The organism is Kribbella sp. NBC_00662, assembly GCF_041430295.1.
Classification (GTDB): Bacteria; Actinomycetota; Actinomycetes; order Propionibacteriales; family Kribbellaceae; genus Kribbella.
Genome location: NZ_CP109029.1, coordinates 3,569,008 through 3,583,127, shown reverse-complemented (window position 1 = coordinate 3,583,127; position 14,120 = coordinate 3,569,008). Strand labels below are relative to the sequence as shown.

Genomic DNA, 14,120 nt, shown 5'->3' with positions numbered 1-14,120 from the left:
GGTATGGAGACCTTCGAGGGGACGATCGTGGTCAACGACGGGGGCGGGGCCTGGGTCGAGGTGCCTGGGGAGGTCATCGCCGCGCTGGGTGGGGGTGGACGGATTCCCGTGCGGGCGACGTTCGACGGAGTTGCTTATCGGGGGTCGATTGCCTCGATGGGTGGGTGTATGGCGCTCGGGATTCTCAAGGGGATCCGGAGTGAGTTGGGGAAGGGGGACGGGGATGCGGTGACCGTGACGGTGGAGCGGGATACGGCTGAGCGGACGGTTGAGGTGCCGGAGGATCTTGCGGCGGCGCTGGACGAGGCGGGGTTGCGGGAGGCGTTCGACAAGCTTGCCTACAGTCATCGGCGCGAGCATGTGCAGGCGATCAACGACGCGAAGAAGCCCGAGACGCGTCAGCGGCGGATCGGGAAGGCGCTGGAGATGCTCAGGCCTTCTTGAGCGAAGCCAGCTCGGTGCGGTTGGAGACGCCGAGTTTGGCGTAGACGTGGGCCAGGTGGGTCTTGACCGTGCCGCGGCTCATGAAGAGACGTTCGCCGATCTCCGGGTTGCTGAGGCCTTCGACGGCGAGGTCGACCACCTGTAGCTCGGTGGGCGTGAGGCTGGCCCAGCCCGAGGACGGGCGACCGCGAGCTCCGCGGGTACGTCGGGCGTAGGCGACGGCCTCGTCCAACGACAGCGGCGGGTCGTCCGAGGTGGGCAAGTCTGGGTGGTCCGGTGGCGTGGCCAGGCCGAGCTCGGTGCGGGCGGCGGCAGCGGCGGTGGCCAGGCGGACGCCATCGGCGGGGCGGTTGGTGTGGTTTGCCAACAGCGCAAGGGATTCGAGGCTCTCGATGATGTACGTGCGAAGTCCGTGGTCGACGCGGATCGTCAACGCCTGATGCAGCAGGTCCGCAGCCTTGTCCGGCTGCGCATCGATCGCCATACGGCCCTGCTGGTCCAGGGCGTCGGCGAGCAAACGCGGCAGGTTGTAGCGGCGAGCCAGTGCGACGGCACGCTCGAGCACCTCACCCGCATCCCGACCGACGGCCCGCATCGCAGCCGCAACGCTCGGCAACAACATCGCAGGTACGAACGTCTCCGCCAGCGGACCGTCGACCGCAACCTCACGAGCCGTCCACTCCACGGCAGCGTCGTACTCGCCGCTCCAATACGAGATCAGCCCCATCACCTGCCCGAGATTGGGTACGACGGCACCCGCCGTCTCGGCCAACTCGAGCAACGGCCGCATCAACTCACGCGCCTCCTCCAGCCGACCGGTCCGCACCAGCAGCGTCGCCAGCTGGCCTCGCGCGGTCCCGACCCGGTGGAAGTCGGCCAGCGGTTCGGCCGCCGCAAGCGCCCGCTCGCCGAGCTCGACGGCCTTCAACGGTTCGCCCGTCGACATCAGGCTCTCGGACCACACCGTCAACACCGTCGACGCGATCCCCCTTTCACCGCTGCTGATCAGGCCGTCAGCCGCCAGATCAAGCAGCGGCCGAAGTTCGTCGTGCCGATCCCACAAGGACAGCAGGACGCACTGCAAGGCAATGTTCGCGTTCCGCGCCGCCTTGTTGTCCCCCGCCAGCCGCACTCCCTCGGCCGTCAGATCCCAAGCCTTCTGGAAGTCCGTGAAGAACTCGCCGACCGCCACCAGTGCCAGGAAGAGCGACCGCAGCCGATCGTTACCCAGCTCGGTAGCAAGCGCCAGCCCACGCCCAGCCGCGTCGTACCCGAACGGATCGACCGTGTCGGCGACGGTCGCATATCCGTAGAGCAAGCGGGCCTGGAGCAACGACCGGTCCTCCGGCGCGAGCTCGATCGCCTGGCGCAGGTAGCCGATACCTTCGTTGCCCGTCGCCTGCAGGTTCCACAACCAGCGCAGGGCGGCGGCCAGCCGGCGACCGCGTTCCGGAGCGTCCGCGCGTAGTCCGTACTCGAGGGCGGCCCGATGGTTCTCCCGATCAGGCTCGATCCGCGCCCGCCAGGCTTCCCGATCCACGTCCAGCAAGGGTTCTGCGGTCTCGGCCACGGTCAGGTAGTACTCGAGGTGACGGGAGCGGGTCTCGTCCGCCTCACCGGCCTCGGCCAGACGCGCGGCGGCGTACTCGCGGATCGTCTCCAGCAGCCGATACCGTCCGTCCTCTGCCACCACGAGCGATTTGTCGACAAGCCGCGCAAAGTCATCGAGTACGACGTCGCACACCGAGGCCGCCGCATCCAGCGTGAACCCGCCCGCGAAGACCGCCAGCTTCCGGAAAACCCGTCGCTCGTCCTCCTCCAGCAGGTCATAGCTCCAGTCGATCGACGCGGCGAGAGTCTGCTGCCGCGCCGCGACTCCTCGAACGTTCTTCGTCAGCAGGCCGAACCGGTCCTCCAGGCCTGCTTCGATCTGCTCAGGGGTGAGTGTGCGGACCCGGCCAGCGGCCAGTTCCAGGGCCAACGGGATGCCGTCGAGCCGCAGGCAGATTGACCGGATTGCCTGCTCCGACTCCGGGAACTCCGTCCCGGCGCGCTCGACGAACAGCGCCCGCGCTTCGTCGGGCGCCAGCGCGGGCACCCGCCAGATCGCCTCACCGGGCAGATCCAGCGGCTCCCGGCTGGTCGCGAGGACCGAGATCTCCGGGCAGTTGGTGTGCAGCGCGAGGACGAACTCCGCAACCCCGTCGACGATCTGCTCGCAATTGTCCAGACAGATCAACGCCCGCTTGGTCCGCAACTGGCCGAGCAGCAGACGATCGCCGGACTCCACGAGCAGACCGATCGCAGCCGCGACCACCTCCGGGATCTGCCCATCGTCGGTGACCGTGGACAGGTCGACCCACCAGACGCCATCCGGCCAGCGTTCGGCCAGCTCGGCTGCGGTCTGCGCGGCCAACCGGGTCTTGCCGCTGCCGCCCGGGCCGGTGAGCGTGACGAGCCTGCTGCCGGACAGTTGCGTACGGAGCGCGGCGACCTGGGTCTGCCGGCCGACGAAGCTGGTGAACATCACCGGAAGGTTGTTCGGCACCTGGTCGAGCGAGCGCAGCGGCTCCCTCGTCGCGGTCAGCTCGAGGATCCGCTCGGCCGAACCAAGGTCGCGCAGCCGGTGTACGCCGAGATCGACGAGGCCGGCGTCGTCCGCCGACCCGGCAGCTGTTGTTGCTGTGAGCAACGTCTGCCCGGGATTCGCGATCGCGAGCAGTTGCTCGGCGTGGCGCACGGCAGGGGTCACGCTGAGCGCAGTGTGCAGAGCGATTCGGAGCAACTCTCCCGCCGGCACGAGCGCGGCGGCGGCCCGAAGCTCCACAGCCGCAGCGATCGCATCGGCGGCGTCCTCGTACACGAGAACGGGCCAGCCGCCGTCTCGTCGTACCAGCAGTTCCCCCGGCAACTCCGCAGCCAGCCCGGCCAGGCGTGCGTACGCAGGCGCGCTGGCGGCACCGGCGTACGACGCGGCAAGAACTGTCACCCCACCCATGCCGGTCAGTCTGCCATCCGACTGTGTCGGGTCGCCGTGGTCGACAGTATTCGCTACCCTCCGGGGCAGGGGGTCGAGGAGAGTGAGGAGCCTGATGGCAGACACCACATCCACTGACCACGGACGATTCGCACTACCGACCAAGAATCTGCCCGCACCGCAAGTTCGCGACCTTCCCGAGCCGCCCACGAACACCTGGAAGATCATCGGCCCCGGTATGGTCGGCGCCGGCGTGGGACTGGCCTCGGGTGAGTTCATCCTCTGGCCGTACATCTCCAGCCAGGTCGGCCTGGTGTTCCTCTGGGGCGCCGTCGTCGGCGTGGTGGTCCAGTGGTTCCTGAACATGGAGATCGAGCGGTACACGCTGGCAACTGGTGAGACAGCGTTGACCGGCTTCAACCGGTACGGCAAGCACTGGGGCCTGTTCTTCGCGATCATGACGTACTTCGCGAACCTCTGGCCCGGCTGGGCGACCAGCTCGGCCTCGATGCTGACGTATCTTTTCGGCGCCGGTGACCCACGGTGGATCGCGATCGGGATGCTGCTGCTGATCGGTGCGATCCTGACGCTCGCGCCGGTCGTCTACGTGATGTTGGAGCGCCTGATCGCGGTGAAGATCGCCGCGGTGGCACTGCTGGTGATCCTGGCGCTCGTGTTCGCGATCCGCGCGAAGACGTACGGCGCGCTCGGTGACGCGGTCACCCACCCGCAGTTCCCGGCCGACCAGCTCGGGTTCGCGCTGGTGATGGGTGCAATCGCGTACGCCGGTGCGGGCGGCGGCCAGAATCTTGTGCAGAGCAACTGGATCCGCGACAAGGGCTTCGGCCAAGGTGCGCATGTGCCGCGGCTGACATCGCCGGTGACAGGTGAGACCGAGGCCGATCCGACCGCCAACGGGTACACCTTCACACCGGACGAGGCGAACCTGGCGCGCTGGAGGCGCTGGTGGAAGTTCGCGAACATCGAGCAGGCCGCGACGTTCGTCGCGATCACCGTGATCACGATCGCGTTCACGTCGATGCTCGCCCACGCCACCCTGTTCGGGAACCCGGACGTCAAGAACAACATCGGCTTCCTGAAGATCGAGGGTACGACGCTGCAGACCCTCGTCGGCGGCTGGTTCGGGTACCTGTTCTGGGCGATCGGCGCGTTCTCGCTGTTCGCCGCCGCGACCGGCATCGTCGACTACACCTCGCGGCTGTCGTCCGACATGATCAAGGCCCGCTACCTGCGCGAGTCGAAGATCACCGAGTCCAAGCTGTACTTCTGGCTGGTCTGGGGACTTGTTGCCTTCGGCATCATCGTCCTGCTGGCCGGCCTGACCCAGCCGCTGGTGCTCCTGGTCATCTCCGCGTGCACCGCCGGCACGATGATGTTCGTGTACTCCGGTCTGCTCTGGTGGATGAACTCGCGCGCCCTCCCGCAGGCGATCCGCATCACCACCTGGCGTGCCGCGGTACTGGGGTTCTCGTTCCTGGCGTTCGGGTTCCTGGCCGTCTTCACGATCATCGACCAGGTGAAGAAGCTGTAGCGGACCGTCAGCCGAGGAAGTCCACGGCGGCTTCCTCGGCTGCGGTACGTCGTACCACTTGGACGCGCTCCCGTACGGTGCGACAAACGCCGATCGCCTCGAACAACTCACCCTCCTCGATCAGGTCAGCAAGCCATCGATCACCCACCGACGCTCACCGAGGTGAGTGGGTTTCCAGCAGCTCGCGAACCTCCTCGGCCTGTTGAAGGCCGTACCGGCTGTAGAGCTGCAGCGCGAGTTGCCACTGCTCCTGGGCGGTCTCGGATTCGCCGAGCCCGTTCAGTGCATCGCCGAGCGAACGCCTGATCCTCGCCTCGAGCTCGCCACTGCTGTCACCGATCAACGCCAGCGCTTCCTCGAGGTAGCCTCGCGCCGATTCGTACGCCGCCGACTCCACCTCAGCCGCACCGAGGAGCTGGAGGTGGTCGGCCACAGTGAACGGGCTGCCGGAGGACATGACCCCGGCCAATTCGGCACGGAGCCAGTCGCGCGCGTTCGCGCTCCGGCCGCAGCGCCGATAGGCGTCGCCGATCGAGCGGATCAACCAGTGGAAGGAATCCGGGCCACTTCTCCGCACCAACGTCGCAGCCAAGTCGAACTCCCGATCCTGCACCTCCGGCTGACCTAGTCGTCCGGCGATGACCCCGAGGGTGAATCGCGCCTGTCCCTCGGCGGACTCGTCAGCACTGTCGAGGGCGAGCTCGAGCCCGGCCTGCGCATGTGCCATGCCCTTGTCCAGTCGGCCCAAACGCTCGGAGAACTCGGCGAGGCCGAGCAGGCTGTGGATCTGCAACCACTGATGGCCCTGCGCCGCGGACAGGTCGACCGCAACCCTCATGTGCGCCGCCGCCGACTCGAAGTCCGACGTGACCGAGTAGTGCTGCGCCAGGTTGTGTCTGATCGAGGCCTCGGCCCACGGCGGCCCGCAGCTCGGATCGCGCTGCAGCGCCGACACCGCCAACTCACCGAGCTGTGCACCCTCCGCGTTGCGGCGACGGTCGGCCCAGAACAGGACCATGCCGACCGCGAGTCGGACAACGGTCGCGGGATCGGCGTGCGGTCCGGTCGTCAGTCGGCGAGCTGCGGCGAGAACCTCGCTCGCTTCCGCGTCCAGCCAGGCCATGATTTCGTCGTACTCGAGGTCATCGGTCCCACTGAGCCACCGCTCGTCGAACCACTCCCGCGACATCCGGCCGATGCCGTGCGTCGTCCGGGCCCGCCAGACCATTGCCACGTACAGGGCCATGACACGGTCTCGGGCAGCGAGACGCTCTGCTTCGGTGGTCTGCGCCGCCGCCAGCTCTTGGGCGTACGCGCGGACCAGATCGTGGAACTGATACCGCCGCGGCCCGTTCGACTGCAGCAGGTGCAGGTCGACGAGTCGTTCCAGCCGGTCCTCGGTCTCGGCGACCGGGAGATCGAGCAGACGGGCGGCAACCCGGACGTCCAGCTCGTCGCCCTCGTGCAGACCGAGGAGGCCGAACGCCGCGACCGCACCGGCGTCGTGATCCGTTGCCGCGGTCAACGAAACCTCGATACTCATCCGGACGTCGAGATCGCCGACCGACAGTTCGTCGAGTCGCCGGCGGCTGGTCTGCAACCGTTGAGCGAACTCCCGCACGCTCCACGACGGTTGCGCGGCGAGCCGGGCACCCGCGATCCGAAGAGCGAGTGGGAGACCGCCGCACAGCCGGACGATCGCCTGGGCGCCGGCGCGGTCGGACTCGACGCGACCGTCCCCGACGACCTGCGCAAGCATCGACAGGGCTTCATGGTCGGGCAGCGCTGCCAAGGCGAGCTGCGCCGCTCCGGGCAGGGCCGTGAGCGGACGGCGGCTCGTGATCAGCACCGCGCACGTCGAGCTCCCTGGGAGCAACGGCAGCACCTGTGACTCACTCGCCGCGTCGTCCAGGAGGACGAACACCCGCCGACCGGCCAGCGCCGAGCGGTACCTGGCCGCGTCCTCGTCCACACCGGCCGAGGGTGCGCTCTGCACTCCCAGACCGTCCATCAGCCGGCCGAGCGCTTCCGCCGCGCTCAGCGGATCGCCAGGCCCGAAGCCCCGGAGGTTCACATACAGCTGGCCGTCCGGGAACAGGTCACGCAGCCGGTGCGCGACGTGAACGCCGAGCGCGGTCTTGCCGATGCCGCCCATGCCGGAGATCGCAGAAACCACCACGACGCCGTGGCGGACCTCGCCGGTCGAGAACAACTTCTCGAGATCGGTGACCTGTTCGTCGCGACCCGCGAAGTCCTGCAGATCGTCCGGCAACTGTTCAGGCATCGGCCTCGTCGTCCGTGCCTTGGTGCCGGCGGCAACGAGTTCCGCGCGGTCGGCCCCGGTGAGTCCGAGTCCGTCGCCCAGCAGCTTCAGCGTCAGCGGCCGCGGGTGACGCCGACGGCCGGCCTCCAGTGACTTGATCGCTTCGACGCTGACACCGGAAGATTCCGCGAGGCGCTCCTGGGAGAGGCCGGACGCCTTGCGGAACCTTCGCAGTACCTCGCCGAACTCAGACACGCGGGCCGTAGGCCTCCGGGGCGCCGTTTGCGGTCGTGTAGAGGGAGTAGACCGAGGTGGTGGCGGTGATGAAGAGGCGGTTGCGCTTGGGGCCGCCCCAGGTGAGGTTGCTGACGGTTTCGGGGACGAGGAGTTTGCCGAGCAGGGTGCCGTCGGGGTGGTAGATGTGGACGCCGTCGGCGGCGGAGGTCCAGATGCGGCCCTGGGTGTCGAGGCGGAAGCCGTCGAAGATGCCGTTGCCGCACTCGGCGAACAGTTCGCCGCCGGAGAGCTTGTCGCCCTCGACGGTGAAGACGCGCATTGTGCCCTCCTCCGAGTCGGAGATGTAGAGCAACGACTCGTCCATCGAGAACGCGAGCCCGTTCGGCCGGTTGAAGTCGTCGGCGACGCGGGTCAGCGCACCGTCGGTCCCGACGCGGTACACGTGGCACCCGCCGGTCTCGATCTCGCCCTTGTAGCCCTCGTAATCGCTGTCGATCCCGTACGCCGGATCCGTGAACCAGACCGATCCGTCCCGCTTGACCACGACGTCGTTCGGGCTGTTCAGCCGCTTCCCGTCGTACTCGTGGGCGAGCACGGTGATGCCGCCGTGGTGCTCGGTCCGGGTCACCCGCCGGTTGCCGTGCTCGCAGCTCACCAGCCGGCCCTCGGTGTCGCGGGTGTGGCCGTTGGTGTTGCCTGCCGGCTGCCGGAAGACGGAGACCTGGTACGACGTCTCGTCCCAGCGCAGGATGCGGTCGTTGGGGATATCGCTCCAGAGCAGATACCGCCCCGCCGCGGAGTACACGGGGCCCTCGGCCCAGCGTCCGCCGGTCCAGAGCCGCTCGAGCTTGTTGTCTCCGCGGATCCCGGCGAACCGGTCGTCCAGCTTCTCCCAGACGGCCGGTGCGGTCCCTGCCAACGGCTCGAGAATTCCCGTCATCACGACTCCTCACGAACTCGGCTGCAAACGCTTTCAGCTGAGCCTATCCGTGATGCGTGACGACCGAACCTCCCAACCGGAAGGATGGCGATCTCGCCAGACCCGACCGGTGCGGTCGATGGTGCCGTTGATGTAGCCGGACGGCTCGCGGGTCCTTCGAGCCAGCGGCCGCCGTCGTACAGGCACTCGACGTACTCGTCGCCGGCGATCCGGGCGAAACGCTCGTCGAGCACCACCAACTCGGCGCGGATCCGCGGCAGGGTGTTGGTGAGAGTGATGGTCATATCTGAACCATATCCTGCTATCATCGCATTTGGCAGAATGAGATATGGATTTGGACGCAGATGACCATAGATGATGTGGATCGCAAGCTGCTGGCGGCGCTGCAGGAGGATGCCGGGCAGTCGTACGCCGCGCTCGGCGAGATCGCCGGGCTGTCGGCGGGGTCGGCGCACGAGCGGGTGCGCAAGCTGAAGGCGGCCGGCGTGATCCGGCGTACGACGATCGAGGTCGACCCGGCCGCGCTCGGCCGCGGCGTACTCGCGTATGTCCTGCTCGAGGCGAACGCCTGGATGGGCGACTCCCGCGACGCGCTGCTGGGGATCCCGGCGGTCGAGGAGGCGCACATCATCGCCGGCCCGGCGTCGGTCCTGGTGAAGGTCCGGACGACGACCACCGAGGACCTGCAGGCGACACTGCGCGCTCTCCACGAGGTCGACGGCGTGACCAGCACGCAGACGGTCGTCGTACTGGAGTCGTTCTTCGAGCGGCAACCCGCCGTGGTGTGAGGAACGCCCTGTCTCCTTCGGCGGCCGGTTCACCCTAGACTCAGGCCAGCCGAAGGGAGTCAGCTGTGTCCGACAGCAAGCAGATCACCAAGGTGCTGGTGGCCAACCGGGGCGAGATCGCCGTCCGGGTCGTCCGGGCCGCCGCCGACGCGGGGCTGGGCAGCGTCGCGCTGTACGCCGACCAGGACCGCGACGCACTGTTCGTCCGGCTCGCCGACGAGGCGTACGCACTGGACGGGTCGACACCGGCCGACTCCTATCTGAACATCGCCAAGATCCTGGATGTGGCGGCGCGGTCGGGTGCGGACGCCGTACACCCGGGGTACGGGTTCTTGGCCGAGAACGCCGCCTTTGCGCAGGCCGTTCTGGACGCCGGGCTGATCTGGATCGGTCCGCCGCCGTCGGCGATCGACTCGCTCGGCGACAAGGTCAAGGCGCGGCACATCGCCGAGAAGGTCGGCGCGCCGCAGGTGCCGGGGACGCCGGACCCGGTGGCGGATGCTTCCGAGGTGGTTGCCTTCGCGGAGGAGTACGGGCTGCCGATCGCGATCAAGGCGGCGTACGGCGGTGGTGGTCGCGGGATGAAGGTCGCGCGGACCATGGAGGAGATCCCGGAGCTGTTCGAGTCGGCGACCCGGGAGGCTGTGTCGGCCTTCGGGCGCGGCGAGTGCTTCGTCGAGCGGTACCTGGACAAGCCGCGGCACGTCGAGACCCAGTGCCTGGCCGATGCCCACGGCAACGTTGTCGTGGTGTCGACGCGGGACTGCTCGCTGCAGCGCCGGTACCAGAAGCTGGTCGAGGAGGCGCCGGCGCCGTTCCTGTCTGCCTCGCAACTGGACACGTTGTACACGTCCTCGAAGGCAATCTTGCGCGAGGCCGGGTACGTCGGAGCGGGGACGTGCGAGTTCCTGGTCGGGCAGGACGGGCTGATCTCGTTCCTCGAGGTGAACACGCGGCTGCAGGTCGAGCACCCCGTGTCCGAGGAGGTCACCGGGCTGGATCTGGTGCGGGAGATGTTCCGGATCGCCAACGGTGAAGAGCTTGGGTACGACGACCCGGTGGTGTCGGGGCATTCGATCGAGTTCCGGATCAATGCGGAGGACGGCGGGCGCGGGTTCCTGCCTGCGCCGGGGACGCTGACGCGGTGGCACGCGCCGTCGGGGCCGGGGGTGCGGCTCGACGGTGGGTACGACCAGGGCGAGACGGTGCCGGGTGCGTTCGACTCGCTCGTTGCGAAGCTGATCGTGAGCGGGCGGGATCGGCAGCAGGCGCTGGAGCGGTCGCGGCGGGCGCTGCGTGAGTTCGTCGTGGAGGGGATGCCTACCGTCATCCCGTTCCATCAGGCGGTGGTGTCGGATCCGGCGTTCGTCGGGACCGACGGGTTCAAGGTGCACACGCGCTGGATCGAGACGGAGTACGACAACCAGCTCACGCCGTACGACGGCCCGGTCGCCGAGCCTGTCGAAGAGGGCGAGCGGGAGAAGGTAACCGTCGAGGTCGGTGGCAAGCGCCTCGAGGTCGTACTGCCAGCCGGTCTTGGTGCTGTCGGTGGTGCTGCTGTGGCCGGCGCTGGTGCTGGCGCTGGGGCGAAGAAGAAGCCGTCGCGACGAGCCGGCGGGGCGAAGAGCTCCGCCGCGTCCGGTGACTCCCTCACCTCCCCCATGCAAGGCACCATCGTCAAAATCGCCGTCGAGGAAGGCGCCACGGTCGCCGAGGGCGACCTCATCGTCGTCCTGGAGGCGATGAAGATGGAGCAGCCCCTCAACGCCCACAAGTCCGGCACGGTAACCGGCCTAACCGCCGAGGTAGGCGCCACCGTCTCCGCCGGCGCCCCCATCTGCGAAATCAAAGACTAAGAACACCACCCGAAGGACACCGCTCCGCGGCGGCTGATTTGTTGGCCGCCGTCGGCGGTGTGCGGATTGCGGTCCATGGGGACCTGAGGCTCTGGCATAGTGCGGAAGTTATGAATGATTCGGTGGTGCAGTCGTGGAGTTTGATCACCGGGTGGCTGGCGAGGCATCTGCCGCGCGGGTTGGATCACCTCCAGCCACCGGCATCCTCGGCTGAGATCTCCGGGCTTCGGGATGCGATGAGGCGCCGGCTGCCGAGCGATCTGATTGCCTGGCTCGGGTTGAACAACGGGTTCGGGTGGCAGGCGGATTTCGGCAGGCTCATCCCGTTCCTCTACATCCCGATGGGGATCGAGCAAATGCTGCGTTATCGCGAGATGCTGCAGGGGATCACCGCCACGGTCTCTCCCGACCGACCACTCTCCAACGAACAGGACCCGGCAGGCACCCGTTCCTTCGACTGGCTCGACGCGTTCCTGCCGATCGGCGACGCGGGGACCGACTGCCTCCTGTTCGTCGACCTTCGTGAGGGCGAGCATCATGGGTGCGTCGGCACCTTCGACAACGAGTCAGACGGGTTCTCCATCCCGGAGTGGTTCAGCATCACCGAGATGCTGGCCGATGTGGCCGACTCCCTCACCCTCGACCAGCCCGCGCTGCAAGATCACGGTCGCCGCCTGCATGCCGCCACGCCGTTTCCAACGCACCCGGCCATGGGATGGTCGCCGTACATCGACGACGGGCGCCTCCGGTGGAAGTCCGTCGAGGTCTGAAAGCATTGGCGCGTGAGTTCGTCTGCTGAGCCATCGCTGGTACCTGAACTCCTGGTGGGCGATGTGGCGAGGAGCCTCGAGTTCTGGTGTGGGCTTTGCGGGTTTGCGGTCGAATACCAGCGCGAGGAGGAGGGGTTCGCGTACGTCGTACGTGGATCGGCGCACGTGATGCTCGAACAGCAAGGCGTCGGGCGGAACTGGGTCACCGGTCCGCTGGAGCGGCCGCTGGGACGCGGGATCAACTTCCAGATCAGCGTGCCTGAGCTCGCGCCGATCCTCTCTGCGCTCGCCGCCGCCGACTATCCGCTCTTCATGGAGCCGGAAACCAAGTGGTACCGCGTCACCCCTCAGGAAGAGACCGGCGTCAACCAATTCCTCGTCACCGACCCCGACGGGTATCTCGTCCGCTTTCAGAGTTCGCTTGGTCGGCGCCCGGTCGTCGGCTCGAGCGCGGCGACGTAGATCGCGGCCGGGTTGCCTGGGTCCCAGCCCGGTAGCGGGTCGATCGTGTCGATCTGCACGAAACCCATCCGTTCCCAGAAGGCCCGGGTTGCCCGGTACGGCTCGTAGCTCGCGCTGGCATCCAGCGTCTTCACCTCAACCACCCGTACGCCGTCCGCCCGCACCTCCCGCAGTACTTCGTTCACCAACCGCCGGCCAATCCCCTGCCCACGATCTGCCGCGTCTACCGCCACCCAAAGAACCTCCGCCGCGAGCGGCCCCTTCCGCTCAACCACCACAAACCCAACCACCCGCTCACCCCGCACAGCCACCCACGCCAGGTGCCGTCCGAGATCCTCACGCACCTTCTCCGCCACGCCCTCGGAGAAGTACTCCGGCAACGCCCGCACAATCCCCAAACAGTCGCCGACATCCCCATCCCCAACACCTCGAACAGTCGTCACACTCTTCAGTCTCATCTCCCCGCCCCAGCTCCTCACCTCATTTCCTCCCCACACTCACCATCTGCCCGCGAGCATGGCCTGCCGAGCTGACCACACGACCAGCGCCCATCGGTCAAACCGCCCATCGCGGCGATCACCCCCACCCACCTCACCGCAAGCCCCGGGCCACGAGCCTCACGGCCTCGTGCGCCGGCCCCTGGGTCATCAGCACCCGCACCACGATCCGCACCCCGCCAGAGGCGGCAACAGAACCGTCATCACGCAGCGGTGTCCATTACGCGCCTCTCGCGCCCACAGTTCATCCGCGCGAACCGCAGTCGCTCTCACCACGGTCCGCACACCGCCGAAGGCGGCAATAGGCTGTCGCCGCGGAGCGGTGGCCGTTGGGATGGTGGGTGTCGATTTGGTGTTGTTCGGGGATTGACAGACAGTTCTCAGGTTTTCGCTGTAGGTTCCCGTCAGGCATTCCGGTGAGGAGGGTTACTGCATGTCCAAGAAGACCCATCAGCAGCAGTTGGCGGCGCGGAAGGCGAAGCGGCTGGCCGAGCGGGAGGTTGAGCGGCGGCGGCAGCGGCGGAACCTGGCGATCACGATCGCTTCCGTGGCGACGGTGGTCGTGGTGATCGTCGGGGTCTTCGTGGTGTTCGGGGTGGGTGGTGACGACAAGCCGGCGGCCGCGTCGGGTGACCAGGCGTCGACGGGGCCGGACAACAAGCCGGCGAGTATTCCGACTGCGATGGCACCGGCGCCGAAGCGGGCGACGCCGCTCCCGGCCGAGGTGAACTGCACCTACAAGAAGAGCGCCGAGCCGGCCAGCAAGAAGGTGAACCCGCCGGCCGACGGGAAGACGAAGGCGTCGGGTACGTCGAAGGTCAGTCTGGACACCTCGATCGGCGATCTGCAGCTCACGCTGGACAGTGCGCTCGCGCCGTGTACGGTGAAGAACTTCCTGAGCCTGGTCGGGCAGAAGTACTTCGACAACACCAAGTGCCACCGGCTGACGGTCGGCGAAGGTCTGCAGGTGCTGCAGTGCGGCGACCCGACCGGGAGCGGGTCGGGCGGCCCGGGGTACAGCTTCGCGGATGAGGTGTACCCGACGCTGAAGTACGGACGCGGGATACTGGCGATGGCCAACTCCGGGGCGAATACGAACGGCAGCCAGTTCTTCATCGTGTACGGCGACGCGTCGGGGCTGACGCCGCAGTACACGGCCTTCGGGACGATCGACGAGGCCAGCGTGAAGCTGATCGACAAGGTGGCCGAGGCGGGCGTTACCCCGCAGAACGGGCCGCAGGACGGTACGCCGATCACGCCGGTCGAGATCAAGACAGCAACCGCGGCAGCCTAGGCAAAAGAAACCGCGCCGCCCGTCCCCTGCGGGGGCCGGG

General features: G+C 67.8%; 13 protein-coding genes. 7 read left to right on the top strand and 6 right to left on the bottom strand.

The features are described 5' to 3' along the window. Positions 1-3 precede the first annotated feature (3 nt). Positions 4-444 carry a YdeI/OmpD-associated family protein gene (locus OHA10_RS18070; protein ID WP_371407381.1) on the top strand — a complete coding sequence of 147 codons (441 nt, stop codon included), beginning with the start codon at positions 4-6 and terminating at the stop codon, positions 442-444. Here the strand turns inward: OHA10_RS18070 and OHA10_RS18065 are convergent. Then, on the bottom strand, positions 431-3,442 hold the full coding sequence (locus OHA10_RS18065; protein ID WP_371407380.1) for a LuxR C-terminal-related transcriptional regulator: 3,012 nt from the start codon (positions 3,440-3,442) through the stop codon (positions 431-433). The genes OHA10_RS18070 and OHA10_RS18065 overlap by 14 nt on opposite strands. Before the next feature lie 94 nt (positions 3,443-3,536). Between OHA10_RS18065 and OHA10_RS18060 the strand changes: the two genes are divergently transcribed. Then, positions 3,537-4,973, top strand: a complete 1,437-nt coding sequence (locus OHA10_RS18060; RefSeq protein ID WP_371407379.1) for an Nramp family divalent metal transporter — start codon at positions 3,537-3,539, stop codon at positions 4,971-4,973. 7 nt (positions 4,974-4,980) lie between these two features. Here OHA10_RS18060 and OHA10_RS18055 read toward each other — a convergent pair whose 3' ends face one another. Genes OHA10_RS18055 through OHA10_RS18040 form a run of 4 tightly spaced genes read right to left on the bottom strand, consistent with a single transcriptional unit; the run spans position 4,981 to position 8,697 of the window. Further along, positions 4,981-5,121 carry a hypothetical protein gene (locus OHA10_RS18055; RefSeq protein WP_371407378.1) on the bottom strand — a complete coding sequence of 47 codons (141 nt, stop codon included), beginning with the start codon at positions 5,119-5,121 and terminating at the stop codon, positions 4,981-4,983. A 6-nt stretch (positions 5,122-5,127) separates the two neighbouring features. Continuing rightward, complete coding sequence (locus OHA10_RS18050) at positions 5,128-7,491, bottom strand: NB-ARC domain-containing protein (protein WP_371407377.1); 2,364 nt, start codon at positions 7,489-7,491, stop codon at positions 5,128-5,130. After that, complete coding sequence (locus tag OHA10_RS18045; RefSeq protein ID WP_371407376.1) at positions 7,484-8,413, bottom strand: SMP-30/gluconolactonase/LRE family protein; 930 nt, start codon at positions 8,411-8,413, stop codon at positions 7,484-7,486. The genes OHA10_RS18050 and OHA10_RS18045 overlap by 8 nt, the downstream gene beginning before the upstream one ends. Then, entirely contained in the window at positions 8,413-8,697 is a 285-nt protein-coding gene (locus tag OHA10_RS18040; RefSeq protein ID WP_371407375.1) for a hypothetical protein, read from the bottom strand. Before OHA10_RS18040 ends, OHA10_RS18045 begins: the two co-directional genes overlap by 1 nt. 60 nt (positions 8,698-8,757) lie before the next feature. On the opposite strand from OHA10_RS18040, the gene OHA10_RS18035 reads away from it, so the two are divergent. The 4 genes from OHA10_RS18035 (at position 8,758) to OHA10_RS18020 (ending at position 12,289) form a co-directional block, all read left to right on the top strand. After that, a complete protein-coding gene (locus OHA10_RS18035) occupies positions 8,758-9,201 on the top strand; it encodes an Lrp/AsnC family transcriptional regulator (protein WP_371407374.1) in 444 nt (147 codons plus the stop codon). A gap of 65 nt (positions 9,202-9,266) precedes the next feature. Then, on the top strand, positions 9,267-11,057 hold the full coding sequence (locus OHA10_RS18030; RefSeq protein ID WP_371407373.1) for a biotin carboxylase N-terminal domain-containing protein: 1,791 nt from the start codon (positions 9,267-9,269) through the stop codon (positions 11,055-11,057). 41 nt (positions 11,058-11,098) lie between these two features. Further along, a complete protein-coding gene (locus OHA10_RS18025; RefSeq protein ID WP_371407372.1) occupies positions 11,099-11,827 on the top strand; it encodes an SMI1/KNR4 family protein in 729 nt (242 codons plus the stop codon). Positions 11,828-11,881: 54 nt separating this feature from the next. Continuing rightward, positions 11,882-12,289, top strand: a complete 408-nt coding sequence (locus OHA10_RS18020) for a bleomycin resistance protein (RefSeq protein ID WP_371407371.1) — start codon at positions 11,882-11,884, stop codon at positions 12,287-12,289. Here the strand turns inward: OHA10_RS18020 and OHA10_RS18015 are convergent. Beyond that, complete coding sequence (locus tag OHA10_RS18015; protein ID WP_371407370.1) at positions 12,238-12,732, bottom strand: GNAT family N-acetyltransferase; 495 nt, start codon at positions 12,730-12,732, stop codon at positions 12,238-12,240. The two genes, OHA10_RS18020 and OHA10_RS18015, sit on opposite strands and share 52 nt — an antisense overlap. 487 nt (positions 12,733-13,219) lie before the next feature. Between OHA10_RS18015 and OHA10_RS18010 the strand changes: the two genes are divergently transcribed. Further along, a complete protein-coding gene (locus OHA10_RS18010; RefSeq protein WP_371407369.1) occupies positions 13,220-14,080 on the top strand; it encodes a peptidylprolyl isomerase in 861 nt (286 codons plus the stop codon). The last annotated feature ends 40 nt before the right edge of the window (positions 14,081-14,120 follow it).